13 protein-coding genes are annotated in these 14,511 nt (G+C 73.0%); 5 read left to right on the forward strand and 8 right to left on the reverse strand.

Features of this window, described 5'->3' with window-relative positions; genetic code table 11:
- Nucleotides 1–9 precede the first annotated feature (9 nt).
- The gene (locus QWU11_RS05555; RefSeq protein WP_290103930.1) at nucleotides 10–294 is read right to left on the reverse strand and encodes a MoaD/ThiS family protein; all 285 of its coding nucleotides are present in this window, start codon (nucleotides 292–294) and stop codon (nucleotides 10–12) included.
- Between the two features lie 8 nt (nucleotides 295–302).
- On the reverse strand, nucleotides 303–1,418 hold the full coding sequence (locus tag QWU11_RS05560; protein WP_290103931.1) for a sialidase family protein: 1,116 nt from the start codon (nucleotides 1,416–1,418) through the stop codon (nucleotides 303–305).
- 222 nt (nucleotides 1,419–1,640) lie between these two features.
- Here QWU11_RS05560 and QWU11_RS05565 point away from each other — a divergent pair, with 222 nt between their 5' ends.
- Nucleotides 1,641–3,059, forward strand: coding sequence for a PLP-dependent aminotransferase family protein (locus tag QWU11_RS05565; protein WP_290103932.1), 1,419 nt, complete (start codon nucleotides 1,641–1,643; stop codon nucleotides 3,057–3,059).
- Nucleotides 3,060–3,264: 205 nt separating this feature from the next.
- A complete protein-coding gene (locus tag QWU11_RS05570; protein ID WP_290103933.1) occupies nucleotides 3,265–3,669 on the forward strand; it encodes an SgcJ/EcaC family oxidoreductase in 405 nt (134 codons plus the stop codon).
- Between the two features lie 3 nt (nucleotides 3,670–3,672).
- On the opposite strand, the gene QWU11_RS05575 is transcribed toward QWU11_RS05570, so the two are convergent.
- Complete coding sequence (locus tag QWU11_RS05575) at nucleotides 3,673–4,443, reverse strand: NYN domain-containing protein (RefSeq protein ID WP_290103934.1); 771 nt, start codon at nucleotides 4,441–4,443, stop codon at nucleotides 3,673–3,675.
- A 135-nt stretch (nucleotides 4,444–4,578) separates the two neighbouring features.
- Here QWU11_RS05575 and QWU11_RS05580 point away from each other — a divergent pair, with 135 nt between their 5' ends.
- From QWU11_RS05580 to QWU11_RS05590, 3 genes are all read left to right on the forward strand, one after another.
- Nucleotides 4,579–4,968 (forward strand): cupin domain-containing protein, encoded by a 390-nt coding sequence (locus QWU11_RS05580; protein ID WP_290103935.1) that lies wholly within the window; start codon nucleotides 4,579–4,581, stop codon nucleotides 4,966–4,968.
- A complete protein-coding gene (locus QWU11_RS05585) occupies nucleotides 4,968–5,819 on the forward strand; it encodes an NAD(P)-dependent oxidoreductase (protein WP_290103936.1) in 852 nt (283 codons plus the stop codon). The genes QWU11_RS05580 and QWU11_RS05585 overlap by 1 nt, the downstream gene beginning before the upstream one ends.
- Nucleotides 5,820–5,898: 79 nt before the next feature.
- Nucleotides 5,899–6,747 carry a DUF6745 domain-containing protein gene (locus QWU11_RS05590; RefSeq protein ID WP_290103937.1) on the forward strand — a complete coding sequence of 283 codons (849 nt, stop codon included), beginning with the start codon at nucleotides 5,899–5,901 and terminating at the stop codon, nucleotides 6,745–6,747.
- Nucleotides 6,748–6,816: 69 nt separating this feature from the next.
- Here QWU11_RS05590 and QWU11_RS05595 read toward each other — a convergent pair whose 3' ends face one another.
- The 5 genes from QWU11_RS05595 to QWU11_RS05615 all read right to left on the reverse strand — a co-directional run bounded on the left by QWU11_RS05595 (nucleotide 6,817) and on the right by QWU11_RS05615 (nucleotide 14,390).
- Nucleotides 6,817–7,368 carry a hypothetical protein gene (locus QWU11_RS05595; RefSeq protein ID WP_290103938.1) on the reverse strand — a complete coding sequence of 184 codons (552 nt, stop codon included), beginning with the start codon at nucleotides 7,366–7,368 and terminating at the stop codon, nucleotides 6,817–6,819.
- A gap of 485 nt (nucleotides 7,369–7,853) precedes the next feature.
- A complete protein-coding gene (locus tag QWU11_RS05600) occupies nucleotides 7,854–8,816 on the reverse strand; it encodes a BadF/BadG/BcrA/BcrD ATPase family protein (RefSeq protein WP_290103939.1) in 963 nt (320 codons plus the stop codon).
- Complete coding sequence (locus tag QWU11_RS05605) at nucleotides 8,813–10,138, reverse strand: GH1 family beta-glucosidase (protein WP_290103940.1); 1,326 nt, start codon at nucleotides 10,136–10,138, stop codon at nucleotides 8,813–8,815. The genes QWU11_RS05600 and QWU11_RS05605 overlap by 4 nt, the downstream gene beginning before the upstream one ends.
- Complete coding sequence (locus QWU11_RS05610; RefSeq protein ID WP_290103941.1) at nucleotides 10,135–11,991, reverse strand: hypothetical protein; 1,857 nt, start codon at nucleotides 11,989–11,991, stop codon at nucleotides 10,135–10,137. Before QWU11_RS05610 ends, QWU11_RS05605 begins: the two co-directional genes overlap by 4 nt.
- On the reverse strand, nucleotides 11,988–14,390 hold the full coding sequence (locus tag QWU11_RS05615; RefSeq protein WP_290103942.1) for an alpha-mannosidase: 2,403 nt from the start codon (nucleotides 14,388–14,390) through the stop codon (nucleotides 11,988–11,990). The genes QWU11_RS05610 and QWU11_RS05615 overlap by 4 nt, the downstream gene beginning before the upstream one ends.
- Nucleotides 14,391–14,511: the final 121 nt, after the last annotated feature.

Raw genomic sequence — 14,511 nt, forward strand, 5'->3', positions numbered from 1 at the left:
GCGAGGCGGTCAGCCGCCCGCCATGGCCCCGACCACGAGAAACGGCTCGGCCCCGCTCACCACGGGCGGGGGCAGCGGCGCGTCCGGAGGGTCGTGGGACAGGTCCCGTTCGCAGGCGTAGAACCGTACGAACGCCCGGCGGCGCCCGGTGGCGTGGTCGCGAATCGTCCCGCGCAGCATCGGGAAACGCTCCTCCAGGGCGTCCAGGACCGCGCGCTGGGTGGCTTCTCCCTCGATCCGCAGCTCCACCTCGGCGCCCGCGCGTGCGAGCGCCCGCAGATGGGCCGGGAGCACGACGCGGATCATGACAGCGTCTGGACTTCGACGGAGAGTACGGCCGGCAGGTCCCGTACGATCGGCGCCCAGTTGTCGCCGGCGTCGGGTGAGACGTACACCTGCCCGCCGGTCGTACCGAAGTAGACCCCGCAGGAGTCCAGCGAGTCGACGGCCATCGCGTCCCGCAGCACGTTGACGTAGCAGTTCTCCTGCGGCAGGCCGCTCGTCAGCGCCTCCCACTCGCCGCCGCCCGTACGGCTGCGGTAGACGCGCAGCCGCCCCTCCGGCGGATAGTGCTCGGAGTCGCTCTTGATCGGCACGACGTAGACGGTGTCGGGCTCGTGCGCGTGCACCGCGATCGGGAAGCCGAAGTCCGACGGCAGGTCGCCGCTGACCTCCCGCCAGGACCCGCCCCCGTCGTCGCTGCGCATCACGTCCCAGTGCTTCTGCATGTAGAGCGTCTCCGGGCGGGCCGGGTGCATCGCGAGCCGGTGGACGCAGTGGCCGACCTCGGCGTCCTCGTCCGGGATGCCCTCGGAGCGCAGGCCGCGGTTGGCGGGGCGCCACGTCTCTCCGGCGTCGTCGGTACGGAACACGCCCGCGGCCGAGATCGCGGCGTACATCCGGGCGGGGTCGGTCGGGTGCAGCACGATCGTGTGCAGGCACATCCCTCCGGCGCCGGGCTGCCACGACGGGCCGGAGCCGTGACCGCGCAGGCCGGACAGCTCCTGCCAGGTGCCGCCTCCGTCGACCGAGCGGAACAGGGCGGCGTCCTCGACCCCGGCGTAGATCGTGTCGGGGTCGGCGGGAGAGGGTTCGAGGTGCCAGACCCGGGCGAACTCCCAGGGATGCGGCGTCCCGTCGTACCACTGGTGGGTGCCGGGCACGCCGTCGTACCGGAAGTCGTTGCCGACCATCTCCCAGGTCGCGCCGGCGTCGTCGGACCGCTGGATCACCTGCCCGAACCAGCCGGTGGACTGGGCGGCGTACAGCCGCGACGGCTCGGCCGGCGACCCGGTGAAGTGGTAGATCTCCCAGCCGCCGAAGTGCGGGCCGCTGACGTCCCACGTCTCCCGTGCCGCGTCCGACGTCAGGATGAACGCGCCCTTGCGCGTACCGACCAGGACCCGTACTCCGCTCATCCGATGCTCCGTTCGTCCGGTGGCCCGCCGGTCGCGGCCCTCACCGGGGTCCGACCGGCGCGGGGCGCGCAATTCATCGGTCCTCGCCCGCGAATCTTCCGGCCGCGGACGGCCGCGGCCCCGTCCGTGCCATGGTGAGGCACTGGGCCCGGCCGGCGGCCGACCCGGCGGACAACCGGCGTGGCGGGTCGGCGAGGCTGGTGTCGTGGAGGTGAGGCGGCGGTGACCGGTTCGGGGCTGGACCTGCATCTCGACCTATCCGCGGACTCCGGCGGAGTCGGGCGGGCGCTGGAGCTCGCGCTGCGCGAGGCGGTGCGGTCGGGCCGGCTCGCGGCCGGGGCACGGCTGCCCGGGAGCCGGAGCCTCGCCGCCGATCTGGGCATGTCGCGCGGCACGGTCGTCCAGGTGTACGCCCAGCTCACCGCCGAGGGATGGCTGGTCGGTACGCCCGGTTCGGGAACGCGCGTCGCCGACCTGCCGCCGTGTTTCCCCGCCGACGAACCGTCTCGGCGGGACCCGCACAGCCCGGTGCCGGGCCGCCGGCAGGACGCGACCGGCGGGCTCGACCTGCGGCCGGGGCGGCCCGACCTGAGCGCGTTCCCGCGTACGGCCTGGGCGTCCAGCGTCCGCCGGGCCGTCTCGGCGGCGGACCCCGCCGCGTTCGGCTACGGCGACCCGGGCGGTCTCGCGGAGCTGCGGACGGTCGTGGCGGAGTACGTGTCCCGTACGCGCGGAGTGCGGGCGGACGCCGGGTCGGTGGTGATCACGGCCGGGTTCTCCGCCGGGCTGGCGCTGCTGGCCCGTACGTTCCGGCGGCTCGGGGCGGCGCGGATGGCGATCGAGGACCCGTGCCTCCAGCGCCATCGCGAGCTGGTGCGCGCCGCCGGGCTGCGGGTGGACCCACTGCTCGTCGACGCGGACGGCGCGGACCCTTCCGCCCTGGGCGACGGCGGCGCGGCCCTGCTCACGCCCGCGCACCAGCATCCCCGGGGCGTGGTGCTGGCGCCCCGGCGCCGTACGGCCTTCGTCGAGTGGGCCCGGCGGAACGACGGCTACCTCATCGAGGACGACTACGACGGCGAGTTCCGCTACGACCGCCAGCCGGTCGGCGCGATCCAGGCGCTCGCCCCCGACCGCGTCGTGTTCGGCGGCACCACGGGCAAGGCGCTCGCCCCCGGCATGCGGATCGGCTGGCTGGTCGTGCCCCCGGCGCTGCGCGAACCGCTGCTGGACAGCATCGAGGAGACCTCCTCGGCGGTCCCGGCGGTGAACCAGCTCGCCCTGGCCGACCTGATCGCGCGCGGCGACTACGACCGGCACATCCGCCGGATCCGGCTGGTGTACCGGCGCCGCCGTACGGAACTGGCACGACGGCTGGCCACGGTGACCCCGACGCCACTGGAGGGCGTGTCGGCGGGACTGCACGCGCTGCTGCCGGTCGCCTCCCCCGAACACGAACGGAACCTGGTCACGGCCGGCGAACGCGCCGGTCTGCGCCTGCAGGGCCTGCACGTGTCGGGCTACTGGCACGCGCCGGCGGGCCGCCCTGCCGCGCTGATCCTCGGCTACGCCACCCCGCCGCCCCACGCCTGGCGCGCCTCCCTGGACCTGCTCACCGGCCTCATCCGGGCGAACGGCTGACCCCGCGGGCCGGCGGCGAGCCGCCCAAACGCCGTGGGTGGTCCGTCCGTCTGGACCGGACGTGAGGAGAACGCCATGGCGAGCGAACGCTCGGCGGTGGTCAGGGACCACTGGCGCGGTATGACTGAGATCACGTCACATCGACGTCGTCCCCAACCTCTTATCCGGTGCGTCGCTTCAGTAGGACAACGGAAAGAGGGACGAGATGACGATCGATCTGGACGCACAGGTGAACGCCGTCCATGCCGTGTTCGACGCGACCTCCAGCGCCTGGGCGCGCGGCGACGCGGACGCGTTCACCGACTGGTACGCCGAGGAGGCGTCGGTGATCCTGCCCGGTTTCGCGCTGCTCGGCAGGGCCCACGTACGGGCGGGCATGGCGGCCGCCTTCGTCGGGGCGCTGGAGGGGTCCAGGCGCCTGCACGTCGTACGGGACGTGCGGTTCCTCGGCGCGGACACGGCCCTCGTGGTCACCCGGAGCGTCACGGTCCTCCCCGGCGAGGCCGAGCCCGAGCCCGCTCCGGAGCTGGCGACCTGGGTGCTCTCCCTGCACGACGGCCGCTGGCTCGTCGAGGCGTACCACAGCTGCCCCGCACCCGCGGAGACGTGATCCTCACACGTCGCCGGCGGCCCTCCGCGGGCGTTTGTCGCGGGCATAGATGATCCCCGGCTTCCCGTCACCGGGGCTGCGGCGGGCGAGCTCGAACAGCGTCGTCGCCGCCATCAGGTCGCTGAGCTTGGCGTAGCCGTAGTTGCGGGAGTCGAAGTCGGGCCGCTGCTTGGTGATGATGTGGCCCACGGTCGCCAGGGCGGCCCAGCCGTCGTCGTCGGACGCGGCCTCGACGGCGTTGCCGAGCTGGTTCATCAGCGCGGTGTCGCCCTTGAGCTTCGCGGCCAGGGTGCGTGGCGTCGGGGCCGCCGCGCCGGCGGGCGCGGCGGCGCTCGGCACCAGGTTCTCGATGTAGATGAACTTGTCGCACGCGGCGACGAAGGGCTTGGGCGTCTTGCGCTCGCCGAACCCGTACACGGTCAGGCCCGACTCGCGGATCCGCGCGGCCAGGCGGGTGAAGTCGCTGTCGCTGGAGACGATGCAGAAGCCGTCGAAACGCCCGGAGTACAGCAGGTCCATGGCGTCGATGACCATCGCCGCGTCGGTGGCGTTCTTCCCGGTGGTGTAGGCGAACTGCTGGATCGGCTGGATCGACTGGGTGAGCAGCTGGTCCTTCCAGCCCCGCAGGCTCGTGCCGGTCCAGTCGCCGTACGCGCGCTTGACGTGGGCGGTCCCGTACTTGGCGACCTCGGCGAGCAACCCCTCGGTGATCGCGGGCTGCGCGTTGTCCGCGTCGATGAGCACCGCGAGCTTGGCGGCGTTCTCGGTGACCATGCTGCTGCTCCTGCCGGCCGTGGATGGGACGCGGTCCAGTGTGCCGGTCGCGCCGCCCTGCCCGGGAACCGGTACACCGGATCGTGCACCAAGTGGTCTAGTGATCTGGACCGGTACGCTCCTAGCCTCACGAATATGCCTACAAAATCGGTTCTGACCACCCTCCTGCACGAGACGCCGCCGCGGATACCCGACGGCGCGGAGGTCATGACGGTGACGGTCGAGCTGCCGCCCGGCGACCCGGGCACGCCTCCGCACCGGCACAGCGGCCCCGTCTTCGGCTACGTGCTCACCGGCGAGATCGTCTTCGAGCTCGAGGGAGAGCCCGAACGGGTGATCCACGCGGGCGAGGCGTTCTGGGAGCCGGGCGGCGACGTGATCCACTACCAGGCGGGCAACAAGTCCGCGGAGCAGTGGAGCCGCTTCGTCGTCGTGATGCTGGGCGTGCCGGGCGAACCCATGCTCACCCTCGTGTCCGAGGCCGAACTCCGGGAGCGCCGCCCGCTCCGTGCGGGGAGGGCCTGATGCACGTCTTCGTCGCCGGAGGCACCGGCGTCCTCGGCCGGCGGATCGTCCCGCTGCTGATCGGCCGGGGTCATCGGGTCACGGCGCTGACGCGGAGCACCGAGGCCGGCGCGTCCCTGCTCGCGGCGGGCGCCGTACCCGCCCTCGCGGACGTCTACGACGTCGAGGCGCTCGCCCGCGCCGTACGCGTCGCCGCCCCGGACGTGGTGATGCACCAGCTCACCGACCTGGGCGCGGGCGACCTGGCGGCGAACGCGCTGATGCGCGTGGCGGGGACCCGCAACCTGGTCAACGCCGCGCTCTCGGCCGGCGTGCGCCGCGTCGTCGCGCAGAGCATCGCGTGGGCGTACGAGGCGGGCGAGAAGCCGGCGGACGAGGCGACGCCGCTGGACCTGTTCGCGCCGGAACCGCGCCGCACGACCATCGCGGGCGTGGTCGCGCTGGAGTCGGCCGTACGGGAACTGCCGGAGTGGGTGGTGCTGAGGTACGGGCTGTTGTACGGCCGGGGGACCTGGTACGCCTCGGACGGCCTCATGGCCGACCGGGCGCGGGCCGGCCGGCTGGTGGCCGAGCGGGACGTGAGCGGTTTCGTGCACGCGGACGACGCCGCCGAGGCGGCCGTGGAGGCGCTGACCTGGCCCTCGGGCGCGGTGAACGTCTGCGACGACGAGCCCGCGGCGGGGCTGGAGTGGCTGCCGGAGTTCTGCGCGGCGGTCGGCGCCCCGCCACCGCCGCACTCGGAGGTGGAACGCCGCGGCTGGGCCCGCGGCGCGGCCAACGACCACGCCCGCGACGGCCTGCGCTGGATCCCGGCCCACCCCACCTGGCGCTTGGGCTTCCCGGAGCTGTGAGTCTGGTTGCGTACGCCGGAGGTTCAGGTCATCATCGGAGCATGATCTCCTTCAGGAAGGGCGTCGACGCCCTCGCGCGTTGATCGCGCCCGCGCGGCGCGATGACGCCGCCGTTGTCACCGTACGAGGCAGAAGCACTCACGAACGGTGGCAGGAAGCCTCCAAGATCCGGCAGGAATGGCTCGACCACGGCCTGTCCACGCAGCCGGCCGACCGGCGGACCGCCGAACGCAACCTGACCGCCGTCTACGCCCGGATCTCTCGCCCCCGGCCCCGATTCGTGTGGGTCTCCTCTCCCCGTGAGGCTCTCGGGCTCGTCGCGGGCCTGCCCACTCTCGACCAGCTCTACGGGTGGGTCCGGGACCCTCGCCCGCGGGGGAAACCGCCACTGGCCAGTGACCTGGCACTGCTCATATCCCGGCTGCGCGCCGAGCTCAGCGCCGGCGTCTCCCATCCCGACCCCGAACTGTCCTCGGCGCGGAAGAGCAAGGAGCTCCGGGCAGAACTGCCGCCGCTGAGGGCCCTCGAGGCGGGCGTCCCGCTGGGCGTCGTGCTGCACCAGGGAATCCGCGTCGCGCTGCACCGGAGCCTGGCCGCCGGCTTCCGCGGGCCGGTCCTCGCGGCGCTGGCCGGGAACGAGCCCGTCCCGGTGTGCTGGTACGGGCAGCAGGACGCGTCGTGGGTCGGCTACTACGACGCCCTGCACCGGCTCGGCCTGGCGACGTACGGACCGGACGCGTTCGACCACCTGGGCCACTGGGCGGCACTGGCACGCTCCTGCGGCTGGTGGTGGCCGGGCGAGGACGTGTGCGTCGTGACGGAACGCCCTGAGTCGGCCGGCACCGAACCGGTCCGGGGCACCTGGCACGACGAGGTCCGCCTCAACGAAGTCCGCTACCGCGACGGCTGGCACCCGCGGCTGACATGACCCAGGGGCAGGCCGGTACGAGCCGGTCTCGTGCCGGCCTGCCCCTGGCGGGCACCCGCCGCGGCGTTCTCAGCATGGCCGTGTCGGCCGGCACTGGGACTCACCGGATCGGCGCACAGGAGTACAAGTGCTGGTGATGCCGGTCGGCCGGCTCACCGTAGATTCTTCGCCAGACCCGATGTCCGGCTCTTCTATATGGATCGCCAGGTCGTGTCCATTGGCCTGAACCTGATCGACCACGTCTCGCCATACGGACCGAGCTTGGCGCGCAGAGGCAGGCGTCGCCCTGAAGTTCTGGCTCAGTTCGGGCGTGACGTGCTCAGGAAGTTCGATGACCGGCCTGGAGAATGGGGCCTCGCCAGGTCGCGCGGGTACGAAACTGAACGGGTCGTCCGAACGGTCTTGATAGGTGACGCCGCGGTACAGCTGAGCCGCAGTACCCCGGCGGAGGGTCTCCAATGTCGCGAGGCGGAAGGCGTCGGAAACGCCCAGCTCATGGTCATTAAGGCCGACCTCGTAGGGCGTCCGCGATTCGACCACCAGCACCGTGTCCAACACGAATTTCCAGTTCAGCCGAGATCCGAACAGGACGATCGAACCCGGCGCCAGCCGCTGCAGCACGGTAGGCGCTCCCACGTGGCTGAACTGCCGGCAGTTGCTGTAGAGGAATGCCGATCCGAACACGTATGGGTCGGTGTTCTGTCGCGGACCTGGTGTCCGCGGCCGGTCCAGGAATGGCTCGTGCAGGAATCGCGGACACGAAGCCGCTGGATCCGGGAAGCGATCCACGATGCGCGACTGCGCTTCCCACTCACCCCAGAAACAGACCACTCCAGTATGCGGTTTTCCACCTGAGTCGAGGTATCGCCCTCGGGCTCGTAAGAACTTGCGGCGATGCTCGCCTGTATTCCATCCCATCACCGGCTCAGGTCCGGGAAAGTGTTCGCCCCCGGGGTGAAGAAACTGAACGATCTTTATACCGTCGACCACTTGATCACCTCGGCCCGCACGATCGAACAGCAGCACTCTGCCGTCGCGCTCTCGATTATGCCCCCGGCGCGAACACGTCCTACCGGGCAAATAGCCAAGGCCCGACGGCTGCCGGCCTAAGCCGGACGGGCGTCGCGGAAGGACTGGCGTACGGCTGGGGAGGAGACCGTGGCGCCGACGTCGTCCAGGCCGAGCAGTGCCGCGCCCGTTACCGGTGGGGCGTCGACGACGACCAGGTCGAACTCCACCTCCAGCTCCGGCGCGGCCGTGCGGACCGCGGTCAGGAACCGGCCCGCCGGGTCGGCGAACAGGCCGCCGCCCAGGACCAGGGTCCAGGCTCCGCCGCCACCCAGCCGCCGGCGGGCCGTGCGGGCCGTCACCGCGACCTCCCCGGCCAGCTCGCCCACCACCGACGCCGCCACCGGGTCGCCCGCCCGTGCCTGGTCCAGGACCAAAGGGACCAGCACCGAAAGGTCGGTCGGTTCTCCGTGAAGCAGGCGTTCCGCCACCGCACGTACGGACGGCACGGACAACCGGGCCAGGACCGCCTCGCGCAGAGTGGTGTCCGGGCCACGGCCGTCCTCGGCTCGGGCGGCGGCCCGTACGACCTCGCGTGCCAGGTGGTCCCCGGCCCCGCTGAGGTCGCCGGTCTGCCAGCCCAGCGACGGGAACTCGTACCGCCGCGCGCCGGTACGCGCCACGCACTTCAGGCCCGCGCCGCACACGACGCCGACGGCCGGGGTCTCGGCCGCGGCGCCCAGGCGCAGCAGCGCCCACGCGTCGTTGCCCACCGACACCGACGCGAAGAGGCCGAGGGCCTCCAGCGCCGCGCGCCGCGACTCCACCTGCCACGGCACGTCCGCCCCGGCTAGGTAGCAGGACGCGTGCGCCGAGGACAGGTCACGCCCCCGCGCCGCCGAAGTGGCCAGCCCGCCGATGAGGAGGGCGGCCTGCGACGGGCCGATCGCGCTGCCCGGGCCCCGTACCCACGACACCAGCTCCCCCGCCGAGGTCAGCAGCGCGACGTCGGTCTTGGAGTTTCCACCGTCCACCGCCACGACCAAGCCGCCGGCGATCATGCCTCCGCGCCCGGCTCGACCACCGCGCCGGCGGCGATGACCCGGGCGTAGTAACGCGCGCTGTCCTTGACGCGCCGCGTCTGCGTGGACCGGTCGACGTGGATCAGGCCGAACCGCTGCCCGTACCCCTCGGCCCACTCCAGGTTGTCCAGGAGCGACCAGTGCAGGTACCCGAGCACCCGCGCCCCGGCGTCCATCGCCCGGGTGAGAGCGAGGAGGTGCCGGTGCAGGGCGAGGGTCCGCCCGGTGTCGCGTACGCGGCCGTCCGCGTCCGGCCCGGCGTTCCACACGCCGCCGTTCTCGGTGATCAGCAGCGGGACGTCGTAGTCGCGGTGCAGCCGCGTGAGCAGGTCCTCGAAGGCGAAAGGGACGTCCTCCCAGCCGCTGTCGGTGACCGGTACGCCCTCCTGCGCGGGCAGGACCCGCCAGGGCAGGCCGTCCTGCGGCGCCGCGGCGACGAGGCGGCGCGTGTAGTAGTTCACGCCGATGAGGTCGGGGCGGGCGCCGATGATCTCCAGATCGCCGGGGCGCACCCAGTCGAGCGGACCGACGAGCCGCTCGAACAGCGAGGACGTGTCCGCCGGGTACTCCCCGCGCAGCACCGGATCCAGGAACCAACGGTTCGTGTACCCGTCCGAGGCCCAGGACGCCGCCGCGTCGGCCGGGGTCGCCGGATAGGTCGGGAACAGGCTCAGCGGGATGCCCGCCCGCGCCTCCGGACGGCGCGCGCGGATACGCGACATCGCCAGCCCGTGCGCGAGCAGCAGATGGTGCGCGACCAGCACGGACGTGCGGAGGTCCCGCTCTCCCGGCGCGTGCAGGCCGAGGCGGTAGCCCAGCACCGAGACCACCCACGGCTCGTTGACGGTGAGCCAGGTGCCGACCCGGTCGCCGAACGCGGCGAGGCAGACGTCGGTGTAGTCGGCGAAGGCGTCCGCCGTCGCGCGCGCGGTCCAGCCGCCGCGGTCCTGCAGCGCCTGGGGAAGGTCCCAGTGGTAGAGCGTCGGCACGGGCGTGACGCCGCGTTCGAGCAGGCCGTCGATCATCCGGTCGTAGTGGGCCAGCCCGGCCGGGTTCACCGCGCCGGTGCCGCCGGGGACGATCCGGGGCCAGGCGAGGGAGAAGCGGTAGGCGTTCATGCCCAGGCCCGCCATCAGGTCGGCGTCGGCGGGCCACCGATGGTAGTGGTCGCAGGCCACCTCACCGGAGCCGGCGAAGGTGTCCCAGATCGACGGGGCGCGGCCGTCCTCGGCCACCGCGCCCTCGACCTGGTACGCCGACGTCGCGGCTCCCCACAGGAACCCGGGCGGGAACGCGCTCACCAGTCGGTCCCCGGGAGGTCCAGCGCGGCCTCGCAGCCGAGCAGCAGGACGCCGACGCTCCACGCGTGGGAGAGCGTGAGCAGCATCCCCTTCGCCTGGAAGCACGCGGTCTGGTAATACCGCTCGCTGACCATTCCCTTGTAGGCGTTGAAGTCGCCGTCCGTACGGGCGACGAACTGCCGGAAGCACGCGAGGGTCTCCCGCGTCCGCTCCAGGTAGTGGGCGTCGCCGGTGGCACGGGCGAGCTCGGCCATCTCCGGCACGCAGATCAGCCCGTACGCGTGCAGGTGCTGGTTGCTCGGCGAGGCCTGGTCCGCGCCCCGGCTGCGGAAGCCGTACGCGCCCAGGAGCGTGTGCTCGTCGAACCGCACGTCGTAGCCGTAGCGGAAGGTCAGCATCCAGTCGGCGGCGCGGCGGGCCAGGTCCAGCCAGCGGTCGTCCTCGGTGGCCCGCCACAGCGCGACGTACGCCAGGATCGCGACGTAGCCGTCCTCGGAGGTCGGCGCGAGGTCGACGTCCTCGGGCGCGCCGTGCAGGAACTCCTCGTGCACGAAGTGCGCGTAGTGCTCGCCGCCGCGCAGCGCGGCCTCCAGGTAGGCCGAATCCAGGTCGCGCGCCTCGGCGAGCGCCGCGACCCAGGCCAGCCCGGCCGACCCCGCGCGCGACAGCACGCGGCCGTCGTCGGCGTGCAGCAGGCCGCCGAGGTCGCCGTCGGCGTTCTGGCCCTTCACCGCGACGTCGAGGTTGCTCTTCACCGCGTGCACCCAGCTGGGATGCGGCACCCCGGCGGCTTGCTCGGCGGTGACCGCCCGGTGCAGGAACAGGGTCGCCTCGGCGAGTGTACGGGCGTGCAGGCCACCGGGGACCGGGGTCCAGCTCTGACCCCAGCCCTCGCGCGCCGTCCACTGGCCCCAGAACGTGCCCGACGGGGCGAGGTTGGCGCAAATATGGTCGATGACGGCCGCGCCGGCCGCCGCCTGGTCCGCGTCGCCCCGGCGGCGCGCGTGCGCCAGCAGCGCGTGGGCGTACGGGATGCCGCTCACCCAGGCGACGTGCATCGCGCCCCGGTCGCCCAGGCCGTGGACGTTGTCGTTGAACTCCCGGTCGAAGGCGGCCGTCTCCAGCAGCACCGCCGGATCGGCGCGGTAGTGCCAGCGGTACAGGCCGTACGCGGCGAGATCGGCCGCCTCGGCCACCCCGACCCAGGGCCGCAGCGGCTCGGTGGCCGAGCGGGCGTGGCGCTCGCGCAGCACCGGCGCGTACGCGTGCCGGTCGGCGGGCAGCCGGTAGACGCACAGCTCGACGGTGTGCCGCTCCCCCGGCTCCCAGACGTGCGTCTCCTCCAGCGGCGGGGACGGCTCGGCGTGGCCGGTGTAGCTGACCGGCGCCTCGCGGTAGGGGAACTCCGCGTGCAGGCGCGCGGTGTCCCCGTCGAGGGCGAAGCCGATCCCGGTCAGGCCGAGGGAGCTGTGCTCGTCCACGGCCAGGGCGAGGCCGCCCGCGTCTCCCCAGGCGAACACGGCCGTCGTCGCGGCGCGGTCCGCGCGGAAGCTCCACGCGGAAGACACCAGCCGCTCCGGGTCGGCCGTACGGGCGAAGCGCGGGTAGAGCCGGCCGTTGCCCTCGGGCCGGTTCTCGCCGTAGAAGAGCCCGGGGATCAGCCAGTACGGGTCGGCGGCGGGCAGGCCCGCCGACACGCGCAGCCGCGCCTCGGCCGGCGCGGACCCCCGGTACGCCGCGGTGATCGTGACCACGACGCCTCCGGCGGGGGTCTCCCCGGCCGCGCGGTCCACCCGGACGTCGAACACCTCCGGGTCCAGCCCGGCGACGTCCAGGTCGATCCCGGAGGTCATGCGAGGTCGTCCGGCGAGGTCAGCGGGCCTTCCAGCAGGTCGGTCTCGACCACGGGCTCGTCGCGGTCGTCGGGGACGAACAGCGTCTTGATCTCGTGCGGCTCGAACTCGGCGAGCACCGTGCGCCGCAGGAACGGCAGGTGCAGGGTCGCCGTACCGGCCACGCCGTCCGTCTCGTAGCCGCGGACGACATAGCCGTCGCCGTCCTCGGCCCGCTTGAGCACGGTGATCACGACGTTGCCCGCGTCGCGTACCTCGCCGAAGGACCGGTGCCGGAGCATCGGGCCGTCGTGGAAGGACTCCAGCAGCGCGACCGGCCGCTGGTCGAGCTCGGCGGCGGCCCGCGCCGTGCCGGCCTCCCGCCGGTCGCCGGCGTGCGGCAGCAGCCGGTACGTGAACCGCTGCACGCCCTGGTCCATCGCCTCGTAGTCGCCGTCCTCGGGCAGCGGCTGCGGGGTGTGCCAGGCGTACGGGGGGCTGCGCAGCGCGGTCAGGCCGATGTCGCCGTCGGCCACGTCACAGCCGTACTTGGCGTCGTTGAGCACCGACAGCCCGGCCCCCGCGCCCGAGACGTCGATCCAGGTGTGGCTGACCGTCTCGTGGCCGTCGGTGGTGCGCTCGATGTGGCCGTACGGGATGGCGTGCGTCGCGGTGACGCCGGTCAGGCCGGTCGGGAAGCGCAGCTTGAGCATCTTCAGCCGTTCGTGCCAGTCGATCGTGACCCGGACCTCCAGGTACCGCGCGTCCCGTGACAGCACGAGGTCCTCCCGCAGCCGGGAGGCGCCGTACTCGCTGTCGATCCGCAGCACCTGGCGTACCGGGCCGTTCTCCAGCAGACACACCGACGTCGGCGTGAACCGGCCGATCACGTCCCGGTACGAGACGACGCCGTGGCCCCAGGTGTCGGTCGGGTCGTCCAGCACGGCGGCGTGCGCGCCGTCGCCGGCCAGGTTCGCGCCGGTGGCCTTGTGGACCAGGGCGGACAGCCATCCGGTACCGGGGTCGACCTCGACGCGCAGGTGCTCGTTCTCCAGCACCGTGCCGTCGCCCGCGACCGCGACGGCGGCGTTGTCGCCGTACAGCCGGTAGAGGCGATAGCCGAGCGGCGGCAGCTCCACCGGCACCACGAGCAGGCGGCGCCCGCCGGTCAGCGTGGAGGACCGTGCCACCTGCACGGGCATGCGGCGGCCGGCGTCGTCCACGGCCACGACGGCGCCGTCGCCCAGCCGGCTCCCGAACTCCACCTCGACCGTGGTCTCCACCGGCCAGGGGTGCGGGTTGAACACCGCGAGCGGCGCCATGCCCTCCTCGGCCGGGATCGCGATCTGACGGCTGATGCTCTGGATCGCGCGGTTCTGCAGGCGGGCCGCGATCGAGCGCGCCTCGCCGAGCTGGTCGCGGGCGTCGTCGTACGCGGCGGGCAGCGCGGTGCCGGCGGCGGTGTCGTGGAAGTGGTTGAGCAGGACCTGGCGCCAGGCCCGCTCGAACTGGTCGGTCACGGCCGGCATCCCGGCCACCGCGCCGGCGACCGCGGTCCACTTCTCGGCGGCCTGGAGCGCGTGCTCGGTCCGGCGGATCTGCCGCTTGATGCCCGAGTGCGCGGAGTAGCAGCCGACGCCGTGGGGCTGGATCTCGCCGGTGTACTCCGGCAGGTCGCCGGCCGCGGCGGCCGCGTCGAAGAACGCCTCGACCGTGGAGAACACCATCCGCGGGAACTGGTCGCTGCCGTTCAGCTCGTGGATACTGTCGATGTTGGCCCGCGTCGGGCCGCCGCCGTGGTTGCCGACGCCGTAGAAGCACATCAGCGGGTCGGTGGTGTGCGGGAGCTGGGCCAGCGCCTTGCCGACGTGCACGCCCAGGTGACCGGCGGGACCGCAGTACTCATGCGGGATCCGGTACGTCAGCACCTGCGAGCCGTCGGCCGCCCGCCACCAGAACGTCGGTCCCGGCAGCTCGGCCTCCTGCGGCTGCGGGCGCATGAAGACGTAGCTGTCCATGCCGGACTTCAGCAGGAGCTGGGGAATCATGGCGTTCTGCCCGAACGGGTCGACGTTGCAGCCGACCGAGGCCATCACCCCGAACCGGTCGGCGAGGAATCGCTGGGAGTACAGCGCGTGCCGTACGAACCCCTCGCCGCCGGGGATGTTGCAGTCCGGCTCGACCCACCAGCCGCCGACGATCTCGAACCGGCCCGCGCGCACCTGCTCGCGCAGCTCGGCGAACAGCGCGGGGTCGTGCTCCTCGATCCAGGCGAGGTAGGCGACGGAGTCGCAGGTGAAGACGAAGTCCGGGTACTCCTTGATCCGGTCGAGGGCGGCGCGGAACGTCGCGCGCGCCTCCTGGTAGCCCTCCTGCCACGGCCACAGCCACACCGCGTCGATGTGCGCGTTGCCGATCATGTGCAGGGGGCCACGCGTGGCCCGGCCGGCGGGGGGTGCCGGGCGGTTCGCGGGTCCGCGCCGGGAATCAGGCGGTTGCGCGCTGGTCATGGGGGGAGGTCGTTCCTTCCGGTGAAGAGGG

It is taken from the genome of Actinomadura sp. DC4 (genome assembly GCF_030406325.1).
Taxonomy (GTDB): Bacteria; Actinomycetota; Actinomycetes; order Streptosporangiales; family Streptosporangiaceae; genus Actinoallomurus.

What these genes read in the sequence shown, in the direction of transcription:
- QWU11_RS05575 (WP_290103934.1), bottom strand. Translation starts at nt 4,443, where the DNA reads ATGGTCACCGAGAACGCCGCCAAGCTCGCGGTGCTCATCGACGCGGAC.
- QWU11_RS05585 (WP_290103936.1), top strand. Translation starts at nt 4,968, where the DNA reads ATGCACGTCTTCGTCGCCGGAGGCACCGGCGTCCTCGGCCGGCGGATC.
- QWU11_RS05615 (WP_290103942.1), bottom strand. Translation starts at nt 14,390, where the DNA reads ATGATCGGCAACGCGCACATCGACGCGGTGTGGCTGTGGCCGTGGCAG.
- QWU11_RS05570 (WP_290103933.1), top strand. Translation starts at nt 3,265, where the DNA reads ATGACGATCGATCTGGACGCACAGGTGAACGCCGTCCATGCCGTGTTC.
- QWU11_RS05600 (WP_290103939.1), bottom strand. Translation starts at nt 8,816, where the DNA reads ATGATCGCCGGCGGCTTGGTCGTGGCGGTGGACGGTGGAAACTCCAAG.
- QWU11_RS05610 (WP_290103941.1), bottom strand. Translation starts at nt 11,991, where the DNA reads ATGACCTCCGGGATCGACCTGGACGTCGCCGGGCTGGACCCGGAGGTG.
- QWU11_RS05560 (WP_290103931.1), bottom strand. Translation starts at nt 1,418, where the DNA reads ATGAGCGGAGTACGGGTCCTGGTCGGTACGCGCAAGGGCGCGTTCATC.
- QWU11_RS05580 (WP_290103935.1), top strand. Translation starts at nt 4,579, where the DNA reads ATGCCTACAAAATCGGTTCTGACCACCCTCCTGCACGAGACGCCGCCG.